The sequence below is a fragment of the Microbacterium sp. genome (genome assembly GCF_035687345.1).
In the GTDB taxonomy this organism is placed as follows: domain Bacteria; phylum Actinomycetota; class Actinomycetes; order Actinomycetales; family Microbacteriaceae; genus Microbacterium.
This window is the reverse complement of the sequence record NZ_DASRXZ010000125.1, coordinates 57,293-76,159: the sequence shown is the minus strand read 5'-3', so window position 1 is coordinate 76,159 and position 18,867 is coordinate 57,293. Positions and strand designations below refer to the sequence as shown.

Below are 18,867 nucleotides of genomic sequence, written 5' to 3'. Positions count from 1 at the left end.
GGGCGGATGCCGCGGCATCCGCCCCCTCGCTTCGTCGATCTTCGATCACTCGAGTCCGCGACGCTCGCGCAGCTGCTTGAGCGCGTCTTCGAGAAGGGCCTCGGCCTCCTCCTCGGTGCGACGCTCCTTCACGTAGGCGAGGTGCGTCTTGTACGGCTCGGTCTTCGCGACGGCCGGAGGGTTGTTCTTGTCGCGGCCGGCCGGAAGGCCCGAGTGCGGCGAATCGATCACCTCGGGGATCTCGTCTTCGGGGATGCCCGCCGCGAAGTAGCGGACGGTCTCGTTGCCGAGCGCGTCCCAGTACGAGACCGCGATCCTCTCGGCGTGGAAGCCGTGGTCTTGTTCTCCCATCGGGCCCGCGCCGACGCGGGTCCCACGAATTGCATTGCCGCCGGTTGCCATCAGAGCCCCTGGAACTTGGTGATAAGGCCGAGCGCCACGATCGCCGCGAACCACACGAGCGCGAGGACGACCGTGAAGCGGTTGAGGTTGCGTTCGGCGAGGCCGGACGAGCCGAGGGCGGACGTCATGCCGCCGCCGAACATGTCGGACAGGCCGCCGCCGCGGCCCTTGTGAAGCAGGATGAGAAGGGTGAGGAGGATGCTGGTGATCCCCAGGATCACCTGCAGGACGAACTCGAGAATGGGCACAGTCGTCGAAAACCTTTCGCTGCGGTCGGGTGTCGATCGCGCAGGCGTCAATTATACGGGGTGGCGTGCGGCGCACCGGGTGGAGCCTCCACAGACGTGCCGGGAGGCTCCGACCCAGCGTGTCACACGCCGACGTGCTTCTGGTAGCGGATGATCGCGGCGAACTCGTCGACGACGAGGCTCGCGCCACCGACCAGGGCACCGTCGACGTCGGGCTGACGCATGAAGCTCGCGATGTTCGCGGCCTTCACCGACCCGCCGTAGAGGATGCGGGTGCGGGCCGCGGTGTCTGCCCCGAGCTTGTCTGCGACGACGTCGCGCAGCTTCGCGCACACCTCCTGAGCCTGCTCGGGCGTCGCCGCCTGGCCGGATCCGATCGCCCACACCGGCTCGTACGCGATGACGACGTCCGCACCGGTCGCCACGCCATCGAGCGCCGCCTGCAACTGGCCGACCGGCACGGCGCTCGCGCCGAACTGCTCGAGGTCTTCGGCGGTCTCGCCGACGCAGATGACCGGCACGAGGCCGTGCCGCAACGCCGCCTTCACTTTCGCCGCGACGATCTCGTCGGACTCGGCGTGATACTGGCGCCGCTCCGAGTGGCCGATGATGACGTAGGTGCAGTCGAGCTTCGCGAGGAACGCCCCCGACACCTCGCCGGTGTAGGCCCCGCTGTCGTGCTGTGACAGGTCCTGAGCGCCCAGCGCGAACGGGATCTTGTCGGCGTCGATGAGCGTCTGAACCGTACGCAGGTCGGTGAACGGCGGGAAGACGCCGATCTCGACGGAACCGTCTTCGTGCTTCGCGTCCTTCAGCGTCCAATGCAGCTTCTGGACGAACGCGACCGCCTGCAGGTGGTCGAGGTTCATCTTCCAGTTGCCGGCGATGAACGGCAGACGGCCGCCTTCTCTGCCCTTATCCGTCACGACTGCTCCCATCCGAGGACTTCGAGGCCCGGCAGGCGCTTGCCCTCGAGGAACTCGAGGCTCGCGCCGCCGCCGGTCGAGATGTGGCCGAAGTCGCTGTCGGCGAATCCGAGCTGACGCACCGCGGCCGCGGAGTCGCCGCCGCCGACGACGGAGAGCCCGTCGACCTCGGTGAGCGCTTGGGCGACGGCCTTCGTGCCGGCCGCGAACGGCGCCATCTCGAACACGCCCATCGGGCCGTTCCAGAACACGGTCCTGCTGTCGCGGATGACGGCGGCGAACGCCGATGCCGTCTCGGGTCCGATGTCGAGCCCGATGCCGGATGCGCCGGCTGGCGTGTCCTCGAGGCCGGAGACCGGCGCGACGACGTGGTCGGCGTCAGCCGAGAACGACGCCGCCACGACGGCGTCGACAGGCAGCACGAGCTCGACGCCCCGCTCCTTCGCCGTCGCGATGTAGCCCTTCACCGTGTCGAGCTGGTCCTCTTCGAGGAGGCTCGCGCCGACCTTGTTCCCCTCCGCTGCCAGGAACGTGAACATCATGCCGCCCCCGACGAGGAGGCGGTCCACGCGCGGCAGGAGGTGCTCGATCACGCCCAGCTTGTCGCTGACCTTCGAGCCGCCGAGCACGACCGTGTACGGCTGCTCCGGGCTCTCGGTGAGGCGGTCGAGCACGTCGACCTCCTTCTGCACGAGGAAGCCGGCCGCCGACGGGAGCAGCTCGGCGAGGTCGTACACACTCGCCTGCTTGCGGTGCACGACGCCGAAGCCGTCCGACACGAGCGCGTCGCCGAGGGCCGCGAGCTCGGCGGCGAAGGAGCGGCGGGTGGCGTCGTCCTTCGCGGTCTCGCCGGCGTTGAACCGCAGGTTCTCGATGACGACGACACCGCCGTCTTCGAGAGCGTCGACCGCGTCGCGTGCCGACTCCCCCACCGTGTCGCGCGCGAACGCGACCGGCTTGCCGAGCAGCTCCGACAGTCGCTGCGCGACCGGCTCGAGGCTGTACTTCGGATCGGGGACGCCGTCGGGGCGGCCGAGGTGCGAGCACACGATGACGCGTGCGCCCTGGTTGATCAGGTGATCGAGGGTCGGGAGCGCCGCACGCACGCGGCCATCGTCCGTGATGACTCCGTCCTGCAGAGGGACGTTGAAGTCGACACGGACGATGACGCGCTTGCCTGCGAGCGAACCCAGCGAATCGAGGGTGCGCAGAGCCATGATCGTCAGAGCTTGGCGGCGACCAGCTCGGTGAGGTCGACCAGGCGGTTCGAGTAGCCCCACTCGTTGTCGTACCAGCCGACGACCTTGACCTGGTTGCCGATGACCCGCGTGAGGCCGGCGTCGAAGATGCAGGAGTGCGGGTCGGTGACGATGTCGCTCGAGACGATCTCGTCGTCGGTGTACTTGAGGATGCCCTTGAGCGCGCCTTCGGCCGCGGCCTTGTACGCCGCCTTGATCTCGTCGACGGTCACCTCGCGCTCGAGCTCGACCGTGAGGTCGGTCGCCGAGCCGGTCGGAACCGGAACGCGCAGCGCGAACCCGTCGAGCTTGCCCTGCAGCTCCGGCAGCACGAGGCCGATCGCCTTGGCGGCGCCCGTCGACGTCGGGACGATGTTCAGCGCAGCGGCGCGGGCGCGACGGAGGTCCTTGTGCGGGCCGTCCTGCAGGTTCTGGTCAGCCGTGTACGCGTGGACCGTCGTCATGAGGCCCTTGACGATGCCGAACTCGTCGTTGAGCACCTTCGCGAGCGGCGCGAGGCAGTTCGTCGTGCACGACGCGTTCGAGATGATGTTGTGCGACGCGGGGTCGTACGTGTCTTCATTCGCGCCGATGACGAACGTGCCGTCCTCGCCCGAGGCCGGGGCCGAGATGAGCACCTTCTTGGCGCCGCCCTCGATGTGCTTGCGCGCGTCGGCCGCGTTGGTGAAGCGGCCTGTCGACTCGATGACGATGTCGACGCCGAGCTCGCCCCACGGGAGGTTGGCGGGATCGCGCTCCTCGAACACCTTGATCGTCTTGCCGCCGACCGTGATGGAGTCACCCGTGTACGAGACCTCCTCGTCGAGGCGGCCCAGGATCGAGTCGTACTTCAGCAGGTGAGCAAGGGTCTTGTTGTCGGTGAGGTCGTTCACCGCCACGATGTCGAGGTCGGCGCCCTGCGCGAGAGCCGCGCGGAGGTAATTGCGACCGATCCGGCCGAAGCCGTTGATTCCGATCTTGACAGCCACGGATGTTCTCCTGATTGTGTCGTGCGCGAGTGCGCGGTTTGGTGCGGTTCAGGGAGGGCGGGCAACGGCGACCCGGCGGGCGGAACCCACCGGGCCGCCCGACTCGCTACGACAGTACCAGCAGGCCCGAGGCCTTCTCACGGGCCGTGGAGAAGCGCTCCTGCACGTTCGCCCAGTTGGCGATGTTCCAGAACGCCTTGACGTAGTCGGCCCGAACGTTCTTGTAGTCGAGGTAGTACGCGTGCTCCCACACGTCGAGCAGGAGCAGCGGCACCGTGCCCGCGGCGAACTGCGACTGCTGGTCGAAGAACTGCTGGATGATCAGGTTCTCGCCGATCGAGTCCCAGAACAGGCCGGCCCAGCCGGAGCCCTGCACGCCGAGGGCGGCGGCGGTGAAGTGGGCCTGGAACTTGTCGAACGACCCGAAGTGGTCGTCGATCGCCGCGGCGAGGTCGCCGGTGGGCTTGTCGCCGCCGTCCGGCGAGAGGTTGGTCCAGAAGATCGAGTGGTTCGTGTGGCCACCCAGGTTGAACGCGAGGTCCTTCTCGAGCTTGTTCACGTTCGCGAGGTTGCCGCTGTCACGAGCCTCGGCGAGCTGCTCGAGCGCCGTGTTCGCGCCGGTCACATACGCCTGGTGGTGCTTGTCGTGGTGCAACTCCATGATCGTCGCGCTGATGTGCGGCTCCAGCGCGGCGTAGTCGTACGGGAGGTCGGGCAACGTGTACTTCGCCATGTTCTCTTCTTCCTGTCGGCGCCGCGCCAGGTCCTCGGCACGGCGAGGGGACGGCTCTCATCCTAGTGACGGTCGGATGCCCGGGGGGGCCCTTGCGTCAGGTGACGCTGTGCGTCATGGAGGTGGCGGATCAGTCCTCGACACCCGCGGGCACGGCGGCCTCGGTCGTCGGGATCCCCTCGCTCTCGGCCTTCTTGTCGGCCATCGCGAGCAGGCGACGGATGCGGCCGGCGACGGCGTCCTTCGTGAGGGGCGGGTCGGCGTGGTGGCCGAGCTCGTCGAGGCTCGCGTCGCGGTGTGCGAGGCGCAGCTCGCCGGCCTCCCGCAGGTGCGGCGGCACCTCGTCGCCGAGGATCTCGAGCGCCCGCTCGACGCGCGCGCATGCGGCCACGGCTGCCTGTGCGGATCGGCGCAGGTTCGCATCGTCGAAGTTCACGAGGCGGTTGACCCCTGCCCGCACTTCGCGCCGCTGGCGCAGCTGGTCCCACTCGGCGGCGGCGCGCTCGGCGCCCATGGTGGCCAGAGCTGTGCGGATCGCCTCGCCTTCGCGCACGACGACGCGCGGCACGCCGCGGACCTCGCGCGCCTTGGCGGCGATGCCCAGGCGGTGGGCCGCTCCCACGAGCGCCATGGCGGCTTCGGGTGCGGGTGACGTGATCTCGAGCGACGCGGACCGGCCCGGCTCGGTGAGCGAGCCCGACGCGAGGAACGCACCGCGCCACACGGCGGCGAGGTCGGGACGCGACCCGGTGGTAAGCCTGTTCGGCAGACCGCGCACCGCGCGGCGACGCTGATCGAGCAGGCCCGTCTGGCGTGCGAGGGTCTCTCCTCCCTCGATGACCCGCACCGCGTAGTGACCGCCGGCGCGGGCGCCCGAACCCTGCACGTGCACGAGCTCGGGCCGCACGCCGTAGAGCTCGACGAGATCGCGCGCGACGCGACGGGCGAGCGCATCCGAGTCCAGCTCCGCCTCGACGGCGACGCGATTCGCGATCGAGTGGAGGCCGCCGGAGAACCGCAGCAGCGACGTGAGTTCGGCGATGCGGGCCGAGGGCCGAGGGTCTCGAACGGCCAGCAACTCGGCTTTCACGTCAGCGGTCAGCGACACGTCACTCCTTGCAGGGATTCCCGGGACGAGGGTCCAGCCTACTCGTGGCCGAGGTCGCGATGACGCACGCGGACCGCGAGACCGGGCACGTCGGACAGCCGCGCGGCGAGCTCCTGGGCGGCGACGACCGATCGATGCTGCCCGCCCGTGCATCCGACGGCCACGACCGAGTGGCGCTTGTTCTCACGCTGGTAGCCCTCGACGACCGGTCGCAGGGCGGCGGCGTACGAGTCGAGGAACTCGACCGCGCCGGGCTGTGCGAGCACGTACTCCTTGACGACCTCGTCCTCGCCCGAGAACGGACGCAGGGCGTCGTTCCAGAAGGGATTGGGCAGGAAGCGCATGTCGGCCACGATGTCGGCGTCCGGCGGCAGTCCGTACTTGAACCCGAAGCTCAGGATCGTCATCGAGTGCCGCGCCGCGCCCTCCTCCGAGAAGAGCTCGGCCACCTGCGTCGCGAGCTGGTGGATGTTGAGCATCGACGTGTCGATGATGAGGTCGGCACTCTCGCGCAATGCCGCCAGTCTCTGCCGTTCGCGCCGGATGCCGTCGACGAGCGTGCCGTCGCCCTGGAGCGGATGCGGCCGCCGCACCGCCTCGAATCGACGAACGAGCACCTCGTCGGACGCATCGAGGAAGAGAATGCGCAGCTGTCGACGCTCGCGGATGCTGCGCAGCGCCTCGGGCAGGTCGGCGAAGAGGTCGCGACCGCGCACGTCGACCACGACCGCCACTCGCGGAAGCGAGCCGCCCGCGAGCTCGGTGAGCTCGAGCAGGGGCTTGAGCATCTGCGGCGGGAGGTTGTCGACCACGTACCAGTCGAGGTCTTCGAGTGCGTTCGCCGCGGTGGACCGACCGGCGCCGGACATCCCCGTGACGATCAGCATCTCGGACGGAACGCGATGCTCCTGGTCGTTCATGACCACCCCCATCGCCTCCACAGCCTATCGGCCGGCCAGGTGCGCGTGGATCGTGGCGGCGAGCTTCGGCCCGATGCCTGGGAGTTCTTCGATCTGCTCGGGTGTCGCCGCGCGCAGCGCGGTCACCGATCCGAAGTGGCGCAGGAGCGCCTTGATGCGGGCGTCGCCGAGCCCCGGGATCTCCGCGAGGATCGTCTGGATGTCGCGCTTGCGCCGCTTGCGCTGATGGGTGATCGCGAACCGGTGCGCCTCGTCGCGCAGGCGCTGCAGCAGGTACAGCGCCTCACTCGTGCGCGGCAGGATCACCGGGAAGTCCTCGCCGGGCAGCCACACCTCCTCGAGGCGCTTCGCGATGCCGCACAGCGCGATCTCGCTGTGCCCCGCGTCGGCGAGGGCGCGCGCGGCCGCCTCGACCTGAGGCTTGCCGCCGTCGACGACGAGCAGCTGCGGCCGGTAGGTGAAGCGCGGGCGCTTGCGCGTGGTGACGACCGGCTCGTCGGAGTCGGATGCGGCATCCGCGATTTCGGCGCCGTTCGGCGACGCGCCTTCGGTCTCGTCGGGGTGGTCGAGGTACGCGAGCCGTCGCGAGAGCACCTGGTACAGCGAGTCGGTGTCGTCGGTCGTCTCGGGCACCTTGAACGAGCGGTACTGGTCCTTGCGCGGCAGGCCGTCCTCGAAGACGACCATCGACGCCACGACGTTCGTTCCGGCGAGGTGAGACACGTCGAAGCCCTCGATGCGCAGCGGCGCCTCGGCGAGCCCCAGCGCCTCCTGAAGATCGGTGAGCGCCTGCGTGCGCGCGACGTAGTCGCTCGTGCGCCGGGTCTTGTGCAGCATCAGCGCCTGCTCCGCATTGAGCGTCGCCGTCCTCATGAGGTCGGCTTTGCGGCCGCGCTGGGCGACCTGGATGCTCACGCGACGGCCCCGACGCTCGCTGAGCCACTGCTCGAGATCGGCCGCATCGTCGGGCAAGGCCGGCACGAGCACCTGACGCGGGATGTCGACGGCGGATGCCTCCCCGTACGTGCGCTGGAGGATCTGGTCCACGAGGTCGGCACCCGAGATGTCGAGCTCCTTCTCGATCGTCGTCGCGCGAACGCCGCGCACGCGACCGCCCCGCACGACGAAGTGCTGCACCGCCGCCGCCAGCTCGTCCTCGGCGATGCCGAACAGGTCGGCATCCGTGTCGGAGCTCAGCACCAAGGCGCTCTTGTTCAGCACCGCTTCGATCGCCTGCAGCTTGTCGCGATACATCGCCGCGGCCTCGTAGTCCATGGCTGCGGACGCCTCTCGCATCCGCTTCGTGAGCTCGCGCGTGAACCGCTGGTCGCCGCCCGACATGAACGCGACGAAGTCGTCGACGATCGCGCGGTGCTCCTCGATCGACACCTTCATGGAGCACGGGCCGCCGCAGCGCCCGATCTGGCCCGGGAAGCAGGGGCGTCCCGTGGCCATCGCCTTCTTGTACGACGAGTCGCTGCACGTGCGGATCGGGAAGACCTTGATCATCAGGTCGATCGTGTCGTGCACGGCCCACACCTTCGGGTAGGGCCCGAAGTACTTCGCCCCCTTGATGCGACGGTTTCGCGTCACCAGCACGCGCGGAGCCTCGTCGGCGAGCGTGATGGCCATGTAGGGGTACGACTTGTCGTCCTTGTAGCGGACGTTGAACGGAGGCGAGAACTCCTGGATCCACATGTATTCGAGCTGGAGCGCATCGACGTCGCTCGATACGACGGTCCACTCGACGGATGCCGCGGTGAGAACCATGCGGCGCGTGCGCTCGTGCAGCGTGTGCAGCGGCGCGAAGTAGTTCGACAGGCGGGCCCGCAGGTTCTTCGCCTTGCCGACGTACAGCACGCGCCCGTCGCGATCCCGGAACCGGTAGACGCCGGGGTTCGTGGGGATCTCGCCCTGCTTGGGCTTGTACGGGAGCTGGTCCGCCATGACGGGCTGCCTCAGCCCGCCTTCCGGCGCTGGGCCTGAGCCCCGAGCACTTCGGCGAGGAAGGCTCCGGTGTGGCTCCCCTCGACGCGCGCCACCTGCTCGGGCGTGCCCGTCGCGATCACCTGTCCGCCACCGTCGCCGCCCTCGGGTCCGAGGTCGATGACCCAGTCGGCGGACTTGATCACGTCGAGATTGTGCTCGATCACGATCACGGTGTTGCCCTTGTCGACGAGGCCGTTGAGCACCTCGAGCAGACGGCGCACGTCCTCGAAGTGCAGACCCGTCGTGGGCTCGTCGAGCACGTAGATGGAGCGGCCGTTCGAGCGTCGCTGCAGCTCGGTCGCGAGCTTCACGCGCTGCGCCTCGCCGCCCGAGAGCGTCGTGGCCGACTGCCCCAGTCGCACGTAGCCGAGGCCGACGTCGACGAGGGTCTTGAGGTAGCGGTGGATCGCCTGGATCGGCTCGAAGAACTCCGCTGCCTCTTCGATCGGCATCTCGAGCACCTCGGCGATGTTCTTGCCCTTGTAGTGCACGGCGAGCGTGTCGCGGTTGTATCGCTTGCCGTGGCACACCTCGCAGTCGACATACACGTCGGGCAGGAAGTTCATCTCGATCTTGATCGTGCCGTCGCCCGAGCACGCCTCACAGCGCCCGCCCTTGACATTGAAGCTGAACCTGCCGGGCAGGTAGCCGCGGGCCTTCGCCTCGGGGGTCTCGCTGAAGAGTGTGCGGATGCGGTCGAACACGCCCGTGTACGTCGCCGGGTTCGATCGCGGCGTGCGCCCGATCGGCGCCTGGTCGACGTGCACGACCTTGTCGAGGTTGTCGAGACCCGTCACGCGCGTGTGCCTGCCCGGCACCGTGCGCGCGCCGTTCAGCCGCGACGCGAGCACCTCGTAGAGGATGTCGTTCACGAGCGACGACTTTCCGGAGCCGCTCACGCCGGTCACGGCCGTGAACACGCCGAGCGGGAAGTCGACCGTGACGTCTTTGAGGTTGTTCTCGCGCGCGCCGACGACCGTGATCTGGCGGTTGCGATCGATCCTGCGCCGCTTCGTCGGCGTGGGGATCTGGCGGCGCCCGGCGAGGTAGTCGCCCGTGATGGACTCACGGTCGTTGAGGAGCGACTCGAGCGGACCCGAATGCACGACCCGCCCGCCGTCGACGCCCGCACGTGGTCCGATGTCGACGATCCAGTCGGCCGCGTGGATCGTCTCTTCGTCGTGCTCGACGACGATGAGCGTGTTGCCCAGGTCGCGCAGCGTCAGCAGCGTCTCGATGAGGCGCCGGTTGTCGCGCTGGTGGAGACCGATCGACGGCTCGTCGAGCACGTAGAGCACGCCGGTCAGTCCCGATCCGATCTGGGTGGCGAGACGGATGCGCTGCGCCTCGCCGCCCGAGAGCGAACCGGCCGAGCGGCTGAGGTTGAGGTAATTCAGACCGACCTGGATGAGGAAGTCGAGGCGCAGACGGATCTCGCGCAGCACCTGCGCGGCGATCGTGGCCTCCCGCTCGGTGAGCTCGAGCTTCTCGAAGAACTCCCGCGCGTCGGCGAGGCTCAGGCGCGAGGCATCCGCGATGGAGTGTCCGTGCACGAGCACCGAGAGCACCTCGGGCTTCAGACGCGCCCCGTTGCAGACCGGGCAAGGGATCTCGCGCAGGTAGTCGGCCCACCGCTGGCGCTGCGTGTCGGTCTCGGCCTGCACATATTGGCGCTCGATGTAGGGCACGACGCCCTCGAAGCCCGAGGAGTAGCGCATCTCGCGCCCGTACCGGTTCTTCCACCGGACGGTCACCTTGTAGTTCTCGCCGCGCAGCACCGCCTCTTTGACGGATGCGGGGAGCATGCGCCACGGGGTGTCGAGCGAGAACCCGAGGTCGGCCGCGAGGCCCTCGAGCAGGCGCTCGTAGTACTGGAACAGGCCCTTGCCCTGCGTGGTCCACGGGAGGATCACGCCCTCGCGGATCGACAGGTCCTCATCGCCGAGCATGAGGTCGACGTCGACCGACATGCGCGTTCCGAGGCCCGAGCAGGCCGGGCATGCGCCGAACGGCGCGTTGAACGAGAACGTGCGCGGCTCGATCTCGGTGAGCTGCAGAGGGTGCCCGTTCGGGCACGCGAGCTTCTCGGAGAACGACTGCCATGCGGCGTCGCCCTCTTCGTCGACGAAGTTGACCTGCATGACCCCGCCGGCCAGCGAGAGCGCCGTCTCGACCGAGTCGGTCACGCGCTCGAGGATGCCGGGGCCGGCGACCAGGCGGTCGACGACCACTGCGATGTCGTGCTTGTAGCTCTTCTTGAGCGTCGGCGGCTCAGCGAGCTGGATGAGCTCGCCGTCGACGATCGCACGGGCGTAGCCCTTCGCGCTGAGCTCGCGGAAGAGGTCGACGAACTCGCCCTTCTTCTGCGTGACGACCGGCGCGACGATCTGATACCGCGTGCGCTCGGGCAACTCCATGAGCTGGTCGGCGATCTGCTGCACCGTCTGGCGCTGGATGACCTCGCCGCACTCGGGACAGTGCGGGATGCCGATGCGCGCCCACAGCAGACGCATGTAGTCGTGGATCTCGGTGATCGTGCCGACTGTCGAACGCGGGTTGCGGTTCGTGGACTTCTGGTCGATCGACACGGCGGGGCTCAGCCCCTCGATGAAGTCGACGTCGGGTCGGTCCACCTGGCCCAGGAACTGGCGCGCATAGGCGCTCAGCGACTCGACGTAGCGGCGCTGACCCTCGGCGAAGATCGTGTCGAACGCGAGGCTCGACTTGCCCGAGCCGGAGAGACCGGTGAAGACGACCAGGGAGTCGCGCGGGATGTCGAGGTCGACGTTCTTGAGGTTATGAACCCGAGCACCCCGGACGCTGAGCGTTCCGGGGTTGGTGGTCCCGTTTCCGGGCAGGGCAACAGGGACGATTGGCACGCGTTCAAGTGTAGGTGGGGCCTCCGACACGGGGCTCGGGGTTCGCCGGGAGCGCATCCCGGCGGACGGGACGGATGTCAGCCGATGGCCAGATCAGAAGGCGATTCTGCGCCCGGCGAACGGCGCGAGCCCATCGCGCAGGTGCGCGAGCTGCTCGGCATCCATGCCCGTCCGCTCCATGATCTGCTGCGGCACGGCAAGGGCACGCTCGCGCAGCGCGCGCCCCTCCTTCGTCAGCGCGATCTCGAGCACGCGTTCGTCCTGGGCGCGACGGCCGCGGGACACGCGGCCCTGTGCTTCGAGGCGCTTCACGAGCGGCGAGAGCGTCGCAGGCTCCATCGCGAGCTCTTCTGCGAGCTCGCCGAGCGACCGCGGCGACCTCTCCCACAGCGCCAGCATGACGAGATACTGCGGATGTGTCAGCCCGAGCGGTTCGAGCACGGGCCGGTACAGCGAGACGACGTTGCGTGCCGCGGTCACGAGGGCGAAGCAGAGCTGGTTCTCCAGCTTGAGCAGCTCATCCCTTGCGTCCATGCGGCTGAGTCTACCGAATTGCTTAGTACACTAATCATCATGACGCGTATGGATTCTGAGCCCCGTCGTCCCCTGCGAGAGCGCGTTCGCGAGGCCGGGGGCTGGTACGCGTGGTTCAACTCGCGCCTCATCCGCGTCGCGGGTCCGGCATCCGTCGGCCCGTACGAGACGACTCCCGAACCGTCCCGCACCGAGTCTCCGTGCCCGCTGTGCGGAGCGCCGATGTCTCGGCACACGTTCGATCGCTCGGGCCCCAAACCCCTCATGCACTGCCCGTAGTGCGAACAGGGCGAAGCCCGGCCCTTCGGGGGGAAGGACCGGGCTCCTCCGGGGGGAGCGGAATCAGTCGAGCGCGGGGGGCCGCTCTTCGTCTTCCGCATCGAGCACGTCGGACTCGTCATCGGCGGAGTCCTGCTCCTCGATCACGTCGTCCTCCGGCTCGGTCTCGGCGGGAGCGCTGTCGTCTCCCGCATGGTCTGGTTCGGGCGTCGCCGGTTCCTCAGGGACCTCAGCCTCCGGCTGGGCGCCCTCGATCGGCGGGGTAGGCTCCGGGTCCACCGGCGGGGCCGGCGGGGCCGGATCGATGGGCGGTGCCGGCTCCGGGTCCGGCTCGACCGGCTCGACCGGGAGGGGCGGCGCGGTCGGCGGTTCGGGCCCCGTCGGAGGCAGCAGCTCGAGCGGAGGCAGCGGCTCGAGCGGCGGCACAGGGGGCACGGACTCGTCGGGCGCGGCATCCGGATCGTCGGCCACGCGGTCGGCGGTCTGCACGGAGCCACTGATCACGACCGAGTCCGTCCACGCGGCACTTGTGAAGGTCGTGGCGGCGGCGCCCAGCGCGAGGCCCGCAGCGGCGACAAGTCCGAGCAGCGCCTTGATCATGCTGTTCATGCGCTCACCGACTCCTTCTGATCCGCGGGCTCTGTGACGAGCTCCTCCTGTCCTGCCTCGTCGTCGGATCGACGCGACGGGATCGTCGCAAGGCCTGCCAGGGCGAGCAGTCCCGCCAGCAGCGGGATGCCGACCTCCGGCCTCATGAGCATCTCGGCGACATATCCGGCACCGGGGACGGTGAGGACGGGGATCCACACCGGGTCATCCGCCCCGAGGGTGTGCGACTGCGCGTCCGGGTGCGCGTTCGCGTCCCCCTGCATCCGCAGTGTCACCGTGTCACCTGTGCGCTCGAACTCGACGATGCGGTGCGTGACGAACACGCCTCCCTCATTCGGGAGCGACGCGACGTCACCCACCCGCAGGTCTCGCGCCGGCGTCGGAGTCGCCATGAGCAGGTCGCCCGTGTTGATCTCCGGAGCCATGGAGCCCGAGACCACGATGAGCGGCTGCACGAGCCCTGCGGCGTTCCCCGCCCACAGGGCCCCGCTGACGAGGCCGATGACGGCGAGCACCCACAGCACGATCGAGCCCGCAGTGCGAGCGACGGCTGCTGGTCTGCTTGTCTTCATTTGTCCATTCCTCTGCGGCCGGTCGGCCGCGGTTGTCGGTCGAGCATCTCGGCTCCGGTGTCGCGGGAGGGAAGGGGTGGCCCCTCCCTCCCGCGACCGGCACGCGCACGTCAGGGCGCCTGGGGAGCGCTGCTCGCCGGGAAGGTGAGGTTGAGGCTGCCTGCCGTGTCCGTCGGCAGGTACTCCGCGACGTGGAACGTGACGTCCACCTTCACGTACCCGTCCGGAGCCAGCGACTCGGGCAGACCGGCCACGCTGTGCGTGATCGCCCCGTTCAACGCGGGGTCGACCTCGAGGATGGTGTCGTCGAGATAGGCCCTCACCGTCGAGTTGTTCTTCAGTGCGATGGTCTTGGTGACCTCGCCGGGCTGGAGATTCCGGAACGCGTCACCGAGGTCGATCGGGCCGTCATGCCAGGCCCCGCCCTGAACAGCACCGCGCAGATCGAACTTCGCGGTCTGCACGTTGCCGGCGAACGTCACCTGGTCGGTCCATGCGGCGGTCGTGATGGCGCCGCCGATGCCGAGTACGGCCACGGCTGCGATGCTCGCCCGGAGGATGGCTCCGCGGCGGTCCTTCTTCGTGGTCGTGGTCATGGGTCTCCCCTTACGTCATGGCCTTGTGGGCCTGGTGGCGACCGGGCGAAGTGGCGCCGGTCGTGCATCTCCTTGGATGCCCAACCATTCTAGAACGTGTGGTCTGACCACATGCAGTGAACGCCTATCCAGACGGACGATCGCTCGGAATCGTCGGAAGGTCAGGCGTGGCCGGCGCGCTCCATCGCACGAAGCTCCCGTTTGAGGTCCTGAACCTCGTCGCGCAATCGTGCGGCGAGCTCGAACTTGAGCTCGGCTGCGGCCGCGAGCATCTGATCGGTGAGATCGGCGATCGTCGCCTCGAGTTGGTTCGCACCCTCGGCCGCGATGCCTTCGCGCCTCAGCGGCGGCGTAGGCGACTTGCCCTTGCCGGACTTCGTCTTCGCCGACGCCTTGCCCCGGAGCATCCGGTCTGTGTCGGATGCTTCACGTGCGAGCACCTCGGTGATGTCGGCGATGCGCTTGCGCAGCGGTTGGGGGTCGATGCCGTGCTCGATGTTGTACGCGATCTGCTTCTCGCGGCGGCGGTTGGTCTCGTCGATCGCGTTCTGCATCGACTCGGTGATCGTGTCGGCGTACATGTGCACCTCACCCGACACGTTCCGGGCCGCGCGTCCGATCGTCTGGATGAGCGAGGTGCCCGAGCGCAGGAACCCCTCCTTGTCGGCGTCGAGGATCGCGACGAGCGACACCTCAGGAAGGTCGAGGCCTTCGCGCAGGAGGTTGATGCCGACGAGCACGTCGTACACGCCCGCGCGCAGTTCGGTCAGCAGCTCGACGCGGCGGAGCGTGTCGACGTCGGAGTGCAGATAGCGCACGCGCACGCCGTGCTCGCCGAGGAAGTCGGTGAGCTCCTCGGCCATCTTCTTGGTGAGGGTCGTCACGAGCACGCGCTCGTCGCGCTCGGCGCGGATGCGGATCTCTTCGAGCAGATCGTCGATCTGCCCCTTGGACGGCTTGACGACGATCTGGGGGTCGACGAGACCCGTGGGGCGGATGATCTGCTCGACGACGCCGTCGGCGACGCCCATCTCGTATCGACCCGGTGTCGCCGACAGGTACACCGTCTGGCCGATGCGCTGCTTGAACTCGTCCCACCGCAACGGCCGGTTGTCGAGCGCGCTCGGAAGGCGGAAGCCGTGCTCGACGAGCGTGCGCTTGCGCGACGCGTCGCCCTCGTACATCGCCCCGATCTGCGGCACGGTCACGTGGGACTCGTCGATCACGAGGAGGAAGTCGTCGGGGAAGAAGTCGAGCAGCGTGTGCGGCGGCTCGCCCGGCGCGCGGCCGTCGAGGTGCCGCGAGTAGTTCTCGATGCCCGAGCAGAACCCGAGCTGCTGGAGCATCTCGAGGTCGAACGTCGTGCGCATGCGCAGTCGCTGCGCCTCGAGCAGTTTGCCCTGCGACTCGAGCTCCTTCAGCCGCTCGGCTAGCTCTTCTTCGATCGTGCCGATCGCGCGGCGCACCGTCTCGGTTCCCGCGACGTAGTGCGACGCGGGGAAGATCGGCACCGAGTCGAGCTTCTGGACGACGTCGCCGGTGAGCGGATGCAGCATGTACAGCGCCTCGATCTCGTCGCCGAACAGCTCGATGCGGATCGCGTACTCCTCGTACACGGGGATGATCTCGATCGTGTCGCCGCGCACGCGGAAGTTGCCGCGCGAGAAGTCCACGTCGTTGCGGTTGTACTGCATCGCGATGAACTTGCGGATGAGCGCGTCGCGGTCGTAGACCTCGCCCACCTGAAGGGCGACCATCGCGCGCATGTACTCCTCGGGCGCGCCGAGGCCGTAGATGCACGACACCGTCGAAACGACGACGACGTCGCGCCGGCTGAGCAGAGAGTTGGTCGTCGAGTGTCGCAATCGCTCGACCTCGGCGTTGATCGAGGAGTCCTTCTCGATGAAGGTGTCGGTCTGCGGGACGTACGCCTCGGGCTGGTAGTAGTCGTAGTACGAGACGAAGTACTCGACGGCGTTGTGCGGCATGAGCTCGCGGAACTCGTTCGCGAGCTGCGCCGCGAGGGTCTTGTTGTGCGCGAGCACGAGCGTCGGCCGCTGGACCGCCTCGATGAGCCAGGCGGTCGTCGCCGACTTGCCTGTGCCCGTCGCGCCCAGCAGCACCACATCGGTCTCGCCCGCGTTGATGCGCGCCGCGAGCTCGGCGATCGCCTGGGGCTGGTCGCCGCTGGGCGCGTACTCGCTGACGACCTCGAAGGGGCGCACGGATCGTGTGGTCTGCACTCCATCCAGCGTAGGCGGCCCCTGCGACATCGGAAGCGCGTTCGCCCCGAGCGGACCCTGCGTGAACCTGCCCGCGTCAGCCGGCGGCGTCGCGCACCACGTCGCGGAACGCACGGGCCTGACGGCTCAGCGCGGCCCCGCGCCGCCACGCGAGCACGATGTCGACGGGATCGACGCCGGGGACGTCTCGCACCACGACTTCGAGACCCTCATGGGTGAGGTTCCGCGGCCGCTGCAGTGTGATCGACCACCCGAGACCGCGACCGACGAACGAGCGCACGGTCTCGAAGTTCTCCGAGGGTATGCGCTCATCGGGCGTCGCCCCGCCGATCGCGAACACGCGCTCGGCGTCGCGGTGAGCCGCGGGCGATGCGAGTTCGATGAAGGGCTCTCGCACGAGGCGCGCGAAGTCGATCGGCCGCGACTCGTCCGCCGCCCAGTGGTCCTTCGGCAGCATCACGCCGAGTCGGCGAGATGCGACGACCATCCGGTCGACCTCGTCGCCGAGGCCGATGTCGTACGCGAGCATGAGGTCGAGCGCGCCCGCGAGCAGCTCGGGCACGAGCCGGACGAGCGCATCCTCGCGGAACCGGACCTTCACCGCCGGATGCCGCGACGAGAATGCCCGCACGAATCCGGGGAGCATCGAGGGGCCGAGGCTCGGGAAGCACCCGACGTCGACGGCGCCGCGGAGCACGTCGTCGGTCGCGATCTCCTGCGTCAGGCGCGTGGCCGACGCCAGCACGTCCTTCGCGTGCGGCAGCAGGGCGCGCCCCATCGGCGTGAGCTGCGCGCCCTGCGCGCGTTTGCGGACCAGCAGCTCGGTGTCGAGGGTGCGCTCGAGTTGGCGGATCGACAGCGACACGGCCGTCGGCGACATGAAGAGGCGCTCGGCCGCCGTCGCGATCGAGCCGTGCTCGGCGACCGCGACGAAATGCTCGAGCTGGCGCAGGGTGAAGTCGTGGCGGTCGGCGAGCGGCGACGGCACATCGCCCGCGGCCGGATCGACTTCGGCCACCACCGACTCCCTCCTCGCGCCCCGCCGGTCCCCGGCGGATCGAACCAGGATAGGCGAGCGGATGCCGGAAGCGGGGAGTCGGCCGCTTCCGGCATCCGCCCGGGCTCAGAAGGGGTAACGCGCGATCGACGACTGCACGGTGACCCATTGCTGCTGCGTGAACGTCTCCAGGTTCGCCGCAGCGCCGCCGAAGTGACCGCCCACGCCCGAGGCCTTCGTGCCGCCGAACGGAATGACGGCTTCGTCGTCGACCGTCTGGTCGTTCACGTGGACGATGCCCGTCACGATGCGGTCGGCGAGCTCGAAGCCGCGGTAGGCGTCGGAGGTGAGGATGCCCACCGACAGCCCGTACTCGGAGGCGTTGATGATGTCGACCGCCTCATCGATCGACTCGTACGTCAGGACGGGCGCGACCGGGCCGAAGATCTCCTCGTTCCACGCATCCATGTCGGTCGTCACGTCTCCGAGGACCGTGGGGCGGAAGCACAGCCCCTCAGACGTGCCGCCTGCACGCAGAGTGGCGCCCGACGCGACGGCCGCGTCGACGAGCGACTGCACACGGGCACGCTGACCCTCGTCGATGAGCGGCCCCAAGGCGTTGCCCGGGTCGCGGGGATCGCCCACCGTCAGCCGCTCCGCCTTCTCGGCGAGCAGTCGCGTGTACTCCTCCGCGAGTGACGCGTGCACGAGGTGTCGCCCGGCGGTCATGCAGATCTGGCCCTGGTGCAGGAACGCGCCCCACGCCGCGGCCGATGCGGCCGCCTCGACATCCGCGTCCGGAAGGACGAGCAGGGCGTTGTTCCCGCCGAGCTCGAGATGGACGCGCTTGAGGAGCGGCGCCGCCGCGGCGGCGATCCGACGACCCGCGGCGGTGGAGCCCGTGAAGGAGATGCACGGCACCTGCGGGTGCTCGACGAGGGCGGCGCCGACCTCGGCGTCGCCGGGCAGCACGTGGAGGACGCCCTCGGGGAGCCCCGCCTCATGCAGCAGCTCGGCGAGCGCGAGACCGCCGGCGATCGGCGTGCGCGGATCCGGCTTGAGCACGACCGCGTTGCCGACCGCGAGGGCCGGGGCGACCGAGCGCATCGCGAGGATCGCCGGGAAGTTGAACGGCGCGATGACACCGACGACGCCGAGCGGCACGCGGCGAGCCATCGACAGCCGCGGCTTCGACGACCGGAGCAGCTCGCCGTACGGCGCCGACGCGAGTGCCGCGCTCTCCTGGAGCTCGGAGACGACGAGGGAGACCTCGAAGCCGGCCTTGCCCTGTGCCGAGCCGGCCTCCTCCACGATCCACCGTGCGAGGCGATCGGGATCCGCCTCGAGGATCTGCGCCGCGCGACGCAGCACCGCGGCCCGCACGTCGTAGGTCGCTGCGGCCCAGGCGGCCTGCGCCTCGGCGGCGATGCGCACGGATCCGTCGACGTCCGCGGCGGTCGCGCGCCCCACGGTCGCGAGGACCTCTCCCGTCGCCGGGGCGGTGACCTCGAGCTCGCCGCCCTCGGTCTCTCGCCAGTCCCCCGCGAAGACCTTGCCATCCCAAACTGCTGTGCTCATCGTGTGCTCATTCCTTTCTCGGCGGCG

The 18,867-nt window shown here is 69.1% G+C and carries 18 protein-coding genes; 1 reads left to right on the top strand and 17 read right to left on the bottom strand.

The features are described 5' to 3' along the window. Positions 1-45 precede the first annotated feature (45 nt). The 11 genes from VFF97_RS14615 to VFF97_RS14565 all read right to left on the bottom strand — a co-directional run bounded on the left by VFF97_RS14615 (position 46) and on the right by VFF97_RS14565 (position 11,966). Positions 46-402 carry an RNA polymerase-binding protein RbpA gene (locus VFF97_RS14615; protein WP_325034227.1) on the bottom strand — a complete coding sequence of 119 codons (357 nt, stop codon included), beginning with the start codon at positions 400-402 and terminating at the stop codon, positions 46-48. Continuing rightward, entirely contained in the window at positions 402-650 is a 249-nt protein-coding gene (gene secG, locus VFF97_RS14610; protein WP_325034226.1) for a preprotein translocase subunit SecG, read from the bottom strand. The genes VFF97_RS14615 and secG overlap by 1 nt, the downstream gene beginning before the upstream one ends. 122 nt (positions 651-772) lie before the next feature. Next, positions 773-1,588 (bottom strand): triose-phosphate isomerase, encoded by an 816-nt coding sequence (tpiA, locus tag VFF97_RS14605; protein ID WP_325034225.1) that lies wholly within the window; start codon positions 1,586-1,588, stop codon positions 773-775. After that, a complete protein-coding gene (locus tag VFF97_RS14600) occupies positions 1,573-2,793 on the bottom strand; it encodes a phosphoglycerate kinase (protein ID WP_325034224.1) in 1,221 nt (406 codons plus the stop codon). The genes tpiA and VFF97_RS14600 overlap by 16 nt, the downstream gene beginning before the upstream one ends. A gap of 5 nt (positions 2,794-2,798) precedes the next feature. Beyond that, positions 2,799-3,803, bottom strand: coding sequence for a type I glyceraldehyde-3-phosphate dehydrogenase (gene gap, locus VFF97_RS14595; protein WP_325034223.1), 1,005 nt, complete (start codon positions 3,801-3,803; stop codon positions 2,799-2,801). 106 nt (positions 3,804-3,909) lie between these two features. After that, complete coding sequence (locus VFF97_RS14590; protein ID WP_325034222.1) at positions 3,910-4,536, bottom strand: superoxide dismutase; 627 nt, start codon at positions 4,534-4,536, stop codon at positions 3,910-3,912. Positions 4,537-4,666: 130 nt separating this feature from the next. Next, positions 4,667-5,644 carry a DNA-binding protein WhiA gene (gene whiA / locus VFF97_RS14585; RefSeq protein WP_325034221.1) on the bottom strand — a complete coding sequence of 326 codons (978 nt, stop codon included), beginning with the start codon at positions 5,642-5,644 and terminating at the stop codon, positions 4,667-4,669. Positions 5,645-5,682: 38 nt separating this feature from the next. Next, on the bottom strand, positions 5,683-6,564 hold the full coding sequence (gene rapZ / locus VFF97_RS14580) for an RNase adapter RapZ (protein ID WP_325034234.1): 882 nt from the start codon (positions 6,562-6,564) through the stop codon (positions 5,683-5,685). 24 nt (positions 6,565-6,588) lie between these two features. Next, complete coding sequence (gene uvrC, locus VFF97_RS14575) at positions 6,589-8,511, bottom strand: excinuclease ABC subunit UvrC (protein WP_325034220.1); 1,923 nt, start codon at positions 8,509-8,511, stop codon at positions 6,589-6,591. Between the two features lie 11 nt (positions 8,512-8,522). After that, a complete protein-coding gene (gene uvrA, locus VFF97_RS14570) occupies positions 8,523-11,432 on the bottom strand; it encodes an excinuclease ABC subunit UvrA (protein WP_325034219.1) in 2,910 nt (969 codons plus the stop codon). 93 nt (positions 11,433-11,525) lie between these two features. After that, positions 11,526-11,966 carry a MarR family transcriptional regulator gene (locus tag VFF97_RS14565; protein WP_325034218.1) on the bottom strand — a complete coding sequence of 147 codons (441 nt, stop codon included), beginning with the start codon at positions 11,964-11,966 and terminating at the stop codon, positions 11,526-11,528. A 39-nt stretch (positions 11,967-12,005) separates the two neighbouring features. Between VFF97_RS14565 and VFF97_RS14560 the strand changes: the two genes are divergently transcribed. After that, positions 12,006-12,245 (top strand): hypothetical protein, encoded by a 240-nt coding sequence (locus VFF97_RS14560; RefSeq protein WP_325034217.1) that lies wholly within the window; start codon positions 12,006-12,008, stop codon positions 12,243-12,245. Between the two features lie 63 nt (positions 12,246-12,308). Here VFF97_RS14560 and VFF97_RS14555 read toward each other — a convergent pair whose 3' ends face one another. From VFF97_RS14555 to VFF97_RS14530, 6 genes are all read right to left on the bottom strand, one after another. Then, a complete protein-coding gene (locus VFF97_RS14555) occupies positions 12,309-12,854 on the bottom strand; it encodes a hypothetical protein (protein ID WP_325034216.1) in 546 nt (181 codons plus the stop codon). Beyond that, positions 12,851-13,426: a signal peptidase I gene (locus VFF97_RS14550; protein WP_325034215.1), complete on the bottom strand. Its 576-nt coding sequence runs from the start codon at positions 13,424-13,426 to the stop codon at positions 12,851-12,853. Before VFF97_RS14550 ends, VFF97_RS14555 begins: the two co-directional genes overlap by 4 nt. Before the next feature lie 110 nt (positions 13,427-13,536). Beyond that, entirely contained in the window at positions 13,537-14,022 is a 486-nt protein-coding gene (locus VFF97_RS14545; RefSeq protein ID WP_325034214.1) for a SipW-dependent-type signal peptide-containing protein, read from the bottom strand. Positions 14,023-14,183: 161 nt separating this feature from the next. Beyond that, complete coding sequence (gene uvrB, locus VFF97_RS14540) at positions 14,184-16,265, bottom strand: excinuclease ABC subunit UvrB (RefSeq protein WP_325034213.1); 2,082 nt, start codon at positions 16,263-16,265, stop codon at positions 14,184-14,186. Between the two features lie 76 nt (positions 16,266-16,341). Beyond that, complete coding sequence (locus VFF97_RS14535) at positions 16,342-17,286, bottom strand: LysR family transcriptional regulator (protein WP_325034212.1); 945 nt, start codon at positions 17,284-17,286, stop codon at positions 16,342-16,344. 102 nt (positions 17,287-17,388) lie between these two features. Then, positions 17,389-18,840, bottom strand: a complete 1,452-nt coding sequence (locus VFF97_RS14530; RefSeq protein ID WP_325034211.1) for an aldehyde dehydrogenase family protein — start codon at positions 18,838-18,840, stop codon at positions 17,389-17,391. Positions 18,841-18,867: the final 27 nt, after the last annotated feature.

Excerpts from the sequence above, each read along its gene's own strand:
- VFF97_RS14530 (WP_325034211.1), bottom strand. The coding sequence starts at position 18,840 with ATGAGCACAGCAGTTTGGGATGGCAAGGTCTTCGCGGGGGACTGGCGA.
- VFF97_RS14590 (WP_325034222.1), bottom strand. The coding sequence starts at position 4,536 with ATGGCGAAGTACACGTTGCCCGACCTCCCGTACGACTACGCCGCGCTG.
- VFF97_RS14600 (WP_325034224.1), bottom strand. The coding sequence starts at position 2,793 with ATGGCTCTGCGCACCCTCGATTCGCTGGGTTCGCTCGCAGGCAAGCGC.
- VFF97_RS14545 (WP_325034214.1), bottom strand. The coding sequence starts at position 14,022 with ATGACCACGACCACGAAGAAGGACCGCCGCGGAGCCATCCTCCGGGCG.
- VFF97_RS14550 (WP_325034215.1), bottom strand. The coding sequence starts at position 13,426 with ATGAAGACAAGCAGACCAGCAGCCGTCGCTCGCACTGCGGGCTCGATC.
- uvrC (WP_325034220.1), bottom strand. The coding sequence starts at position 8,511 with ATGGCGGACCAGCTCCCGTACAAGCCCAAGCAGGGCGAGATCCCCACG.
- VFF97_RS14555 (WP_325034216.1), bottom strand. The coding sequence starts at position 12,854 with ATGAACAGCATGATCAAGGCGCTGCTCGGACTTGTCGCCGCTGCGGGC.
- rapZ (WP_325034234.1), bottom strand. The coding sequence starts at position 6,564 with ATGAACGACCAGGAGCATCGCGTTCCGTCCGAGATGCTGATCGTCACG.
- VFF97_RS14560 (WP_325034217.1), top strand. The coding sequence starts at position 12,006 with ATGACGCGTATGGATTCTGAGCCCCGTCGTCCCCTGCGAGAGCGCGTT.
- VFF97_RS14615 (WP_325034227.1), bottom strand. The coding sequence starts at position 402 with ATGGCAACCGGCGGCAATGCAATTCGTGGGACCCGCGTCGGCGCGGGC.
- VFF97_RS14565 (WP_325034218.1), bottom strand. The coding sequence starts at position 11,966 with ATGGACGCAAGGGATGAGCTGCTCAAGCTGGAGAACCAGCTCTGCTTC.
- tpiA (WP_325034225.1), bottom strand. The coding sequence starts at position 1,588 with ATGGGAGCAGTCGTGACGGATAAGGGCAGAGAAGGCGGCCGTCTGCCG.